Annotated in this window: 11 protein-coding genes and 1 rRNA gene; 2 read left to right on the forward strand and 10 right to left on the reverse strand. The window is 37.5% G+C overall.

The genetic code is table 11. The annotated features are described in order from the left end of the window. Window positions 1-2: 2 nt before the first annotated feature. The 4 genes from QSJ81_RS25120 to QSJ81_RS25135 all read right to left on the reverse strand — a co-directional run bounded on the left by QSJ81_RS25120 (window position 3) and on the right by QSJ81_RS25135 (window position 3,357). A complete protein-coding gene (locus tag QSJ81_RS25120) occupies window positions 3-449 on the reverse strand; it encodes a CtsR family transcriptional regulator (protein WP_285720033.1) in 447 nt (148 codons plus the stop codon). Window positions 450-563: 114 nt separating this feature from the next. Continuing rightward, window positions 564-1,088, reverse strand: a complete 525-nt coding sequence (locus QSJ81_RS25125) for a hypothetical protein (protein WP_285720034.1) — start codon at window positions 1,086-1,088, stop codon at window positions 564-566. A gap of 93 nt (window positions 1,089-1,181) precedes the next feature. Beyond that, a complete protein-coding gene (locus QSJ81_RS25130) occupies window positions 1,182-2,372 on the reverse strand; it encodes an FprA family A-type flavoprotein (protein ID WP_285720035.1) in 1,191 nt (396 codons plus the stop codon). Between the two features lie 37 nt (window positions 2,373-2,409). After that, window positions 2,410-3,357, reverse strand: a complete 948-nt coding sequence (locus tag QSJ81_RS25135) for a nitronate monooxygenase (protein ID WP_285720036.1) — start codon at window positions 3,355-3,357, stop codon at window positions 2,410-2,412. Between the two features lie 238 nt (window positions 3,358-3,595). Here QSJ81_RS25135 and speD point away from each other — a divergent pair, with 238 nt between their 5' ends. Next, window positions 3,596-4,054: an adenosylmethionine decarboxylase gene (gene speD / locus QSJ81_RS25140; RefSeq protein WP_285720037.1), complete on the forward strand. Its 459-nt coding sequence runs from the start codon at window positions 3,596-3,598 to the stop codon at window positions 4,052-4,054. A 53-nt stretch (window positions 4,055-4,107) separates the two neighbouring features. Here speD and QSJ81_RS25145 read toward each other — a convergent pair whose 3' ends face one another. From QSJ81_RS25145 to QSJ81_RS25165, 5 genes are all read right to left on the reverse strand, one after another. Continuing rightward, window positions 4,108-4,374 carry an HPr family phosphocarrier protein gene (locus QSJ81_RS25145; protein ID WP_285720038.1) on the reverse strand — a complete coding sequence of 89 codons (267 nt, stop codon included), beginning with the start codon at window positions 4,372-4,374 and terminating at the stop codon, window positions 4,108-4,110. Between the two features lie 180 nt (window positions 4,375-4,554). Next, window positions 4,555-4,947, reverse strand: a complete 393-nt coding sequence (gene dhaM / locus QSJ81_RS25150) for a dihydroxyacetone kinase phosphoryl donor subunit DhaM (RefSeq protein ID WP_285720039.1) — start codon at window positions 4,945-4,947, stop codon at window positions 4,555-4,557. Window positions 4,948-4,962: 15 nt separating this feature from the next. After that, window positions 4,963-5,595 carry a dihydroxyacetone kinase subunit DhaL gene (gene dhaL / locus QSJ81_RS25155; protein ID WP_285720040.1) on the reverse strand — a complete coding sequence of 211 codons (633 nt, stop codon included), beginning with the start codon at window positions 5,593-5,595 and terminating at the stop codon, window positions 4,963-4,965. Between the two features lie 16 nt (window positions 5,596-5,611). Further along, window positions 5,612-6,607 carry a dihydroxyacetone kinase subunit DhaK gene (gene dhaK / locus QSJ81_RS25160; RefSeq protein WP_285720041.1) on the reverse strand — a complete coding sequence of 332 codons (996 nt, stop codon included), beginning with the start codon at window positions 6,605-6,607 and terminating at the stop codon, window positions 5,612-5,614. A 401-nt stretch (window positions 6,608-7,008) separates the two neighbouring features. Further along, window positions 7,009-9,051, reverse strand: a complete 2,043-nt coding sequence (locus QSJ81_RS25165; protein ID WP_285720042.1) for a sigma 54-interacting transcriptional regulator — start codon at window positions 9,049-9,051, stop codon at window positions 7,009-7,011. A 135-nt stretch (window positions 9,052-9,186) separates the two neighbouring features. On the opposite strand from QSJ81_RS25165, the gene QSJ81_RS25170 reads away from it, so the two are divergent. Next, window positions 9,187-9,678, forward strand: coding sequence for a rubrerythrin family protein (locus tag QSJ81_RS25170; protein WP_285720043.1), 492 nt, complete (start codon window positions 9,187-9,189; stop codon window positions 9,676-9,678). Window positions 9,679-10,435: 757 nt separating this feature from the next. On the opposite strand, the gene rrf is transcribed toward QSJ81_RS25170, so the two are convergent. Next, window positions 10,436-10,552: ribosomal RNA gene (gene rrf / locus QSJ81_RS25175) — 5S ribosomal RNA — on the reverse strand. Between the last annotated feature and the right edge of the window lie 137 nt (window positions 10,553-10,689).

Genomic DNA, 10,689 nt, shown 5'->3' on the forward strand with positions numbered 1-10,689 from the left:
CCTTACGTAAATTCTGCCAATTTGAGTATTAAGGATCGTAACATAGGGGCTCTTTCTTCTGGTTCTATGTGTTTATAAATCAGATCAAAAAAATGCATGATCAAACCAGCCTCCCTTCCTGTCAACATCCCTTGGGCTGTAAGACTTTTAACAATTTCTACTGCTTCAGTAAATATGGTATCCTCAAGAATTTGCTCTGCAGCATCCTCATAGATCATTGTATGTACAGGAATACGTTCAATGCGCACAAATCCGCCTGATCCACGCTTTGATTCTACTAAAAAGCCTCGCTCCATTGTGAAACGTGTACTTAACACGTAACTAATTTGGGAGGGGGCACACTCAATTTCTTCCGCCATTTCATTACGCTTTAATACAATGATATCTTCACATTCATTTGCAAGTTTATGCAAAATGAGTTTTTCAATAATATCTGCTAAATTACTCATAGTATCCCCTACCTGCTTACTACGTATTTGACCTTTACTCTATTTTATTTGACTTTTTGACTTTTTGCAACTATATGACAAAAAAAAAATTATCTTTCCCGCAAAAAAGTAATCTTACCGCTTGTTTTTCCTTTTTAACCACTCATACAGTAAATATAAGACCGCTAGTGACATTAACATCCGATTGACCCAATTAAATTCTCTCGCGAAATATTGGCTTTCAAAATAGGAGACTGGACTGTGAACGCTAAATAAGGATAAGGGATATAATAAATAATTTGCATAGGCAGCATGAGTCAAACTATCTATCAGTAAGTGGGTACCCCACCCTATGACAAAGGCTCGGGCACCTTTCATCTGGACGAGTAAGACAGTAATAAATACAATCCCCCAAACAACTACAGAGTGACCAAGCAAATCTATTTTCACAACCCACGGATACATGGGTAATAGAGACATCATTTTAGCTGGGTCTAAGTGTAACAAATCAATCCATGACAATTGCCCATGGAGCAACATGACCGCTACTGCGATGATATAAATATAATCCGGCAGCATGGAACCGAGTAAAAAGTTCCAAACCATTGGATGATGACGTGTTAAAAAGTAGATCCAGAATCCATGGTGCCAGGTAAACATGCTAATTCCCTCTTTCCTTTTCTATAGTATTACACAAATAAAGCCCAATCTATGCCAAAAAGAAGAGAACGACTTCGCTCTCTTCTCTTCTAATTATTTTTTATTCGCTTGTACTTTTTTCGCAAATTCTAGTCCAAAATTAAAACATTGTTCCTTCTCATCTTTATTCGTTACCCATTTTAGCGCTAATTCAGAAGGTTCAACTTTTATCCCGGCTGCCTCCAAAGAATTCTCAAGGATCTTTTGTGCACCGCCAGCCCAACCATGGGCACTAAAAGCAGCCCCGAGTTTATTAACAGGCTTCAATCCTTGTATATACGATAAGAACCCACCCATTGTTGCTAAGACTGTATTATGTTGGGTCGAGGATCCAAGAATAACCCCACCAGCTTCTAATATGTCATTCATAATATCACTCATCGCTGATGTTTTTAGTCTATGTAACTTTACTTTTGCCCCTGAGGCGGAAGCACCTTCTAAAATACGGCGCGCCATATCTTCTGTTGCTCCCCACATGGTATCATAGACAATTACTACTGTATCATCATGGTATCCAGTACCCCATTGCTCATATTTCTTCAAAATATCGGCAATATGGGAACGCCATATTACGCCGTGGCTAGGAGCAATCATTTTAATTGGCACAGTTTCTGCCTTTTTTAACGCGCCACCAACCAGTCTCGTATAAGGAAGTAAAATATTAGCATAATATTTAGCTGCTTCTTGCATAATATCATGGATTTCATTTTCATCATCAAATGGATTTGACGTACAAATATGCTGTCCAAAGGCATCATTTGAAAACAAAATTTCTTCACCAGTGAGATAACTAGCCATGGAATCTGGCCAATGCAGCATAGGAAGAGTTATAAATTTTAATTGATTACGACCTAGATCTAATGCGTCGCCTTCTTTTACTACTTGGAAATCATAATCTTTTTGATAATGCTTTATGATGGATTCTTTACCTTGCGCTGTCAAAACGACCTTGGCTTGTGGTGCCTTTTCCATAACCATCGGTAATGCACTTGCATGGTCAGGTTCTGTATGATTGCACACAATATAATCAATTTTGGTAAGGTCAACTATTTGACTGACCCGCTCTAGTAATTCTGCTCCAAAAGGTGCTTTTACTGTATCGATTAAACAAATTTTTTCATCTACAATTAAATAGGAATTATAAGTAATACCTCTGGGTGTAGCATAACCATGAAAATCTCTCATAGTCCAGTCAACTGCCCCCACAGAGTATACGCCTTTTGCAATTTGAACATTATTCATCATAGTAAATTTCCTCCTAAGTCTCCCAACTTCATTTTGTTTATAGTAAATTAGGTGCTTTTCTTATCGCCTCTAACACCAAACTAGCTTCTTCAATAATATGCTCAATAATATCTTTCACTGGCTCTATCTTAGTCAATGGGAGTAAGCTTTGACCAGCTTGTACCATCCCATTCTCCACATCCCCGTCAATGGCGGCTAAACGATTTGTACCTGTTGCCAAACGAGCAAGTTCTTCTTCCGACGTATGCTGACGTTCTAATTCTAAGAAACGATCTGTAAATTTATTTTTAACACCACGAACAGCATGTCCGTGAAGCGCTCCTGTAACTACACTGTCGTTATCAGTTGCAGCAATTAATTTATGTTTTACATTGGAATGAACAGCACATTCTTCTGCTACTAAGAAACGAGTGCCCATTTGTATTCCTGATGCTCCCATTGCCAAGGCAGCTACTAATCCACGCCCATCAGCAAAGCCACCCGCAGCAATAACTGGAATATCAACCGCTGGAATTACTTGCGTCATTAAAGCCATCGTCGTTAATACTCCAATATGACCTCCCGCTTCCATTCCCTCTATTACAATCGCATCAGCACCTTTTTCCTGCACCCTTTTTGCTAATTTAACATTAGGTACTACTGGAATTTTTTTAATACCCGCCTCATCTAGCTGTGAGAAAAAAGGAATTGGATTTCCTGCCCCAAGAGTAACGAAGGCTACTTTTTCCTTGCAAATTACATCCATAATTTCGTCTTTATCTGATGCCATAAGTTGTACATTGACACCAAATGGTTTCGTCGTAAGGGATTTTGCTAAACGAATCTGTTCACCAACCCATTGGGCATTGCGACCGCCTGCTGCAATAATACCAGCACCACCAGCTTCTGATACAGCTGCTGCTAACTTTCCGTCAGATACCCATGCCATACCGCCTTGAATGATAGGATATTTTATATTTAGCATCGTTGTTAGTTTTGTACTCATCTTTGATCTTCCTTTCTTGAAATATATTATCTTTGGGAAAATTCACTATTTAATTACATTTTCCTGCAAAAACTCTTCTCTTATTTTCATAAAACGAATATCCAGTATTTTCTGTATTTTTACATAAAATTATACTTTACAATTGTCGTTAATCAATTTATAATGAAATGCTATATAATACATATAATATACGACGTAGATATAAGCTTTAATCATTACTTATAAAGGGGAATTTAGTATGATAATGGGAATAATTGGCAGACACCTAACGATTGATATGTATGGATGTAACTTTGAAAGTCTTACTAATATTGAATTTATAAAAAAGGCAATGACAGTAGCCATTGCTGAATCCAATATGACACTACTCAATTTCACTTATCATAAATTTGAATCACAAGGATTGACAGTGTTAGCACTATTAGCAGAAGGTCATATGAGTGTACATAGTTACCCAGAAAAAGGATATGCTGCCATCGATGTTTTTACCTGTAGCGACAACAGTCAACTTAACCAAGCATCTAATGCATTGAAACGTTTTTTAAAACCTGAAAAGACGAAAATTACCAATATTAAACGAGGTGATTTCGGTTCTATCAGTGATATGAAACCCAAAATTAAAGTTAGTGTTACTCCTATACGCCGCGTGCGGGATACAGGAGTGAAAGTTTTTAAATTTTTGTCTCGTTCTAAATAGAATTAATAAAAAACCGTTATTACAGGTATGAGCCCTGTAATAACGGTTTTTTATTAATTTTCGCCAAAATTACTAGCAATAAGCTCTTCTAAGGCTTTTATACATTCTTCCTCATCTTCGCCTTCAACAGTAATATTAATTTGAGCATTTTGTTTTATGCCCATTCCCATTACGGCTAAAATACTCTTACCATCCGCTGTCTTATTATTCCCTGTAATTCTAACTTTACTTTTAAAATTTGCCGCCTTTTGTACAAACTGAGCTGCCGGCCTAGCATGTAACCCACTATTATTTGTAATTGTAATTTGTTTTTCAATCATATGTATCCCTCACTAAAAATTATTATTGAAAATCTAGTAGCTAGTTCCTACTAAATGGTTGAACCACAAAGGCACAAAGGACACGATCCCCTCCTTTGTGTGCCACCGGAGGTGGCAGTGTCTTTGTGGTTCATTCAGCTTATTAATTATGATACTTAGCTAACAAGATAGGAATCCTTTTTAGCACTTATTTAACGTACGTGCACCTTCCGCAGTTGCTATTACAGCAGACAATGAACTTCCTAAAGATGCTTCCACAACAGCACTAATAGCTCCTTCCAATATGGGAGCATCCGCAATCTTTACTTTAGCACGCAGTTCATCATCCAGAAAATCAAAAGCAGTTTCCGTACTGAGCACTGCACTACCGAGATCGACTAGGACTGCAACACCATCACCCGTATTGGCCAAAACAATGGCTTCACTCACCTTAAATGCATCTGTACCTATACTACCATCGTCCATTCCACCAGCAGCAATAATCTGCTGGCTAGGGTTAGCCATTTGTAATGCCATTTCTCGTATACCTTCTGCGACCTTTTGACTATGTGAAACAATTACGACTCCTACCATATCCCTACAGACCTCCTAATTATTGCCGCGAAGAAACTCCAATAAGGCGTGCAACATAATATAAGATGATGTGGCCCCAGCATCTTGATGTCCAATGCTACGTTCACCAAGATAGCTGGCCCGACCTTTTGTTGCTGCAATCGTTTTAGTAAATTCGACACCCTCTTGAGCAGCATTACATGCCAACTCTAAACATTCGATTACAGTTTTATTTACTTTTGCACCTTCCATAAATGCATCATAGGCAGGTTCTAAAGCATCTAACATGGTTTTTTCTCCACGAATCGCTTTTCCCCGTTCCTTAATCCCGGTAATAGCTGCTGCTAGCATCAAACTAGCAGTATCAGTATCAAGTTTGGTTTTACCTTGGCTTGGACCAGCAGCCCGTAAAAAAGCGGTACCATATAATGGGCCAGAGGCACCTCCAACACTGGAAATTAACGTCATACCAATGGTTTTCATCACCTTACCGATATCCGTTTCTGCTTCTAATGCCTGCATCTTGGCTTGTACTGCCTCAAAGCCTCTTGCCATGTTAATGCCATGATCTCCATCACCAATCGCAGCATCTAAATCTGTTAACATTTGTTTATCACGGATAATCGCTTTTCCTATCGTATTTATAGCTTCAAATATATATCCACCCATAGAAATAAGTCCCCCTTTAAAACTGTACCAATGCTGGTGTATCTGCAGCAGCAAATAATAATTCTTTTAACTCGTCATCAAGCTTCAATATGCTAACTGAAAAACCAGCCATTTCTAAAGAAGTCATGTAATTACCTACGTAAGTCTTGGCAATTTTAATCCCTTTATCTCCTAGTATAGCTGCAACTTTACGATTTATTACATATAACTCCATTAATGGTGTAGCTCCCAACCCATTAATTAGTACCGCTACTTCTTCACCAGTTCCTAATGGCATATCTGCCAAAATTTTATCTACTAAATGATCTGTAATTTCATCAGCTGACCTTAATGCCTCACGGTGTGTGCCTGGTTCACCGTGAATCCCCATACCAATTTCAATTTCGTTATCTTCCAGTATAAAACTAGGTTTGCCAGCTGCTGGTACTGTGCACGGAGCAAGTGCCATCCCCATAGATCTTACATTGCTGATTACTTTTTCTGCAACCCGTTTTACCTCCGCCAAATCTGCACCAGTTTCGGCTTTAGCGCCTGTAATTTTATGTACTAATACTGTACCAGCAATCCCTCGGCGTCCAATCGTCCATGTGCTATTTTCCACCGCTACATCATCATTTACAATCACCTTGTCAACAACAATCCCATCAGCTTCTGCCATTTCAATTGCCATTTCAAAATTCATAACGTCACCGCTATAATTTTTTATAATCAAAAGTACTCCCTTGCCATTATCTACTGCTTTTACTGCCTCGTACACCTGATCTGGTGTAGGTGAAGTAAATACAGCACCAGCAACTGCACCATCTAACATTCCTCTACCAACAAAACCAGCATGAGAAGGTTCATGACCACTGCCACCACCGCTGACTAAAGCAACTTTACTTTCTGGTGCATTGGCTCTTACCAATACATCAAAGCCTTCTATTCTTTTTACATACTGAGGGTGTGCCAACACCATTCCTTGTAACATTTCCTCTACTACCTGTTCTGGTACATTAATAACTTTTTTCATTTTGTTTACTCCCCTTCGTTATTTTATATCCCATTTATGGCAGATTCCGATTTAAATAAGGAACTATGACTACATCCGATGAAACATTATTCCTTACTTATAGTTATACAAGCAATATTCATGCCAATAGAAGAATCTTACATTAAAATTTACCTTATCAATAAAGTTTTTAACATAAATTTGATATAATCTGTCCGACTTATGACCATAACGCAGCATAAAGCCTTAACATTCAGTCTTTTTCTCTAACTACTATCTTCTCCAACACAAAGAAAAGAACTTGGTAATTCCAAGTTCTTTTTTGTATAAATTAATATATTTAATTTGAGAAAATAATTTATTGGTAAAAAGTATCAAGTAGTTCTTTTTCGTTGATACTTTTTACCAGTTACAGTCTCATATTACCAAGACACTGTTTTTTCAATTCCATATTTTCTTGCCTTTGCTGCTACCGTTTTATGAGTTAGCCCTAATGCCTTACCAGCGCTATTAAAACTCCCGTACTTTTCCAAGGCCAATCTTATTATCGACTTTTCATACTCATTCCAAGTTAAAACAATGTCATCCGTAATAAAGTTATTCTGTTCTTTTTTCTCTAATAAGAGTTCTTCTTTTAGATAACTGGGCAAATGTTTTGCTGAGATTGAACTTCCTTCTGTTAAGGTCACCATTCTCTCAATCATATTTTCTAACTCCCGAACGTTCCCTGGCCATTTATATTGCATAAGTACTGCTAAAGCATCACTCTTAATACTCTTAGGGTTTTTGTTAAGTTCATGACTTATTTTATCTAGAAAATACTCAACTAACATGGGAATATCCTCTTTACGTTCCCTTAATGGTGGCAATAAGAGTGGAATAACATTTAGACGATAATATAAATCTTCCCGGAACTCTCCACTTATCACCATCTTTTCTAAATTTCGATTAGTAGCAGCTATGATCCGCACATTTACTTTAATTGTGACTTCCCCACCGACCCGCTCAAATTCTTTTTTCTGTAAAACACGCAATAACTTTACTTGCATGCTTTTTTCCATTTCACCTATTTCGTCTAAAAAAATTGTGCCCTGATTCGCTAATTCAAATTTCCCCAGCTTTCTACGTATAGCTCCTGTAAAAGCACCCTTTTCATGACCAAAAAGTTCGCTTTCCAATAAATTGGTCGGAATAGCACCACAATTAACTCGAATGAAGGGACCTGCCGCTCTAATACTGGCATAATGAATTCCTTCTGCTACTAATTCCTTGCCCGTACCGCTTTCACCACGAATTAACACATTAGAAGATCCTTCCGCGGCTTTGGTTGCCATAGCTAAAGCATCTAACACTTTACCACTGCGTCCAATAAAATGTTCAAATGCACGATTTGGCTTTTTCGTGCGCCATAACTCTTGCTCTAAATACTCAGCTTTAGCAGAAATATGATTTAATTTCTCCATGAAACTATGAACTTCTGTAATATCTTTTACGACGGATACAACTCCTGTTAATTCCCCATCAACAATGATAGGATTAACATTAGCAACTACAGTCACTCCATTAGATTTTTGGCTAATATTACCCAAAATCTGCTTTCCGGAGGAAAGAACTGTAGATCTAGCGCCTTCAGGAGATATTTCTTTTGTATTTTGGCCGACTAAATGTTCATACTGCTGATTAACAATTCGTAAATACGCCGGATTTACATATGTAATACATCCATCTTTATTAACTACACAAATACCATCTTGTACCGATTCTAAAATTAATTGTAACCGTTCTTTTAACTCTTTAATTTCTTGTAATTCCCATGTGACCTTTTCTAGCGCGGAAATATCTTCAAAAATAGCAACCGCACCTTTGATCTGCCCATCAATTAGAATCGGAGTACGATTCGTAATTGTACTAGAATTGCCAATAAGTTGCTTACAAGCCAGTTCTGGGATTCCTGATTTATTAACAAGATGTAGTCTTGAATTAGGAATTACGTCATATACTTTTTTTCCGATTACGGCGCTTGCAGGGATTCCTAAAATCCCTTCCGCAGCGGGATTAAATATAGTCACTAAGTCATTTTCATCACTTACCATTAATCCATTCGCCATACTATTAAAAATCTGTTCTGCAGTAAAAGAATTATCTTGAAGCAACTTATCAACTTTACTAATAGTCTCAGCATTGTCCAAGTGAAAGTCACTTTCTAAAAATGCTACCATCTGCTCCACTACTAATTCAGCATAATTCCCGCTACCTATAACCCATACTTCATCTCCCGCCTTTATTCTTAGAGAACAAAGTAGCATCAAACTATTTGCTAGTATTTTTTCCCGATCTTTATAGCGAAAGAATATTGAAGTTTGATATTTCATATTAAACTCATGAGCTTTTTGCACTATCATCGCAGCAACTCTTGTATGTATTCCTTTTTGGTGTTGAATAACTGCTTTTTTTTCATAATACAATGTATCACCCTCTTTTATACAACGATAAGTAAAAAGACTCTATTAATAAAATTTTGGAAAATATTACTTGACATTTCTTCAGTAATGGATAATAATAGTTAATAGATAATAAATACTTTTTGGAGGTAATTAAGAATGAAAACTGAAAAAAACTTAGCTGACGGTTTTGCTGGTGAATCACAAGCCAATATTAAGTACTTAGCTTTTGCTAAAAAAGCGGAGGCAGAAGGGTATACACAAGCTGCTAAACTTTTTCGTGCAGCTGCAGAAGCAGAAATGATTCATGCTCATTCTCATTTGAATGCCTTAGGAAAAGTAAAAACAACAGCCGATAATCTTCAAGCAGCTATTGCTGGCGAAACCTACGAGTTTAGTGAAATGTACCCACAATTCCTTGCAGATGCAAAGACAGAAGAAAATACTACTGCGGCAATACGCTCTTTTACACTTGCTAACGAAGCCGAAAAAGTACATGCTCAGTTATACCAAAAAGCACTTACTAGCTTAGATACTAAAGAAAACTTTGACTATTATCTCTGTACTATCTGCGGTCATATTCACGAAGGTAGTGCACCAGATGCATGTCCTATCTGTGGAGCAAAAGCGCAAGCTTATAAAAAATTCTAATACATATATTTTTTATCATAACCGAAAGGCCACTTCTTGGAAGTGGTCTTTTTCTTTTAGCGAAATTTTCTAATCAAATTTCGCTAAATCCTTAAAAATACTATTATGTAGATATCCACATATCACCTATCCATTGTTAGTATCTTTAAAATTCGTTGCACAATATCTCTATCCCTTTTACATTATAGATATAATTTATCCTATTTTAGACTTACTTCCACCACTATTCATTAATAACGCACAAGATTATCCCCAGTCTGTTTATAACCTGTCTTCGACATCTCTAGCACCTCGAATCTACACTTCTATTTTCAGACTGAGCTTTACTAGGCTCATGTTATTATAAGCGGAGGTTAAATGCTAATGGCAAAGTGTTAATAATATGAACCTAGCGCGACCAATCATACTAACACAATAATCATTTGATAATAAAAAAGCACTCACAAAAGTGAGTGCTTTTCCAAATAACCAGCAACTATCTATCCTCCCAGGCCGTTTCCAACCAAGTACTTTCGACGTATGGGCTTAACTACTGTGTTCGGTACTTCGATTGGCGATAATACCTCATCTGCCTCGTTGCTCCTGCGCGCGCTCACTTCGCGTACTGATGTACTGCTCAGTTCGTGTGCTCGTCGCGTCTAGCATCTGAAGCATTCTCACCAATCTCAGGCACGACGAAATAAGAAAAAGCTATCCCTAGTACAATATCTATTTGACAACAAAAAAACACCCACAATAAAGTGAGCGTTTTTTCTTTAACCAGCAACTACCTATCCTCCCAGGCCGTTTCCAACCAAGTACTTTCGGCGTATAAGGGCTTAACTACTGTGTTCGGTATGGGAACAGGTGGAACCCCTTAGCTATCGTCACCGGATTAAAGTTTTTAAAGAAGTACATATTTTCATATGTTCCTTCAAAACTTCACAGAAGAAAGACTACATGTTAGTCGTTAATAGCTAGGCTACTAACTAAATTAAGTCAAGCCCTCGTCCTATTAGTACCAGTCAGCTG

The organism is Pelosinus sp. IPA-1 (assembly GCF_030269905.1).
Lineage (GTDB): Bacteria > Bacillota > Negativicutes > DSM-13327 > DSM-13327 > Pelosinus.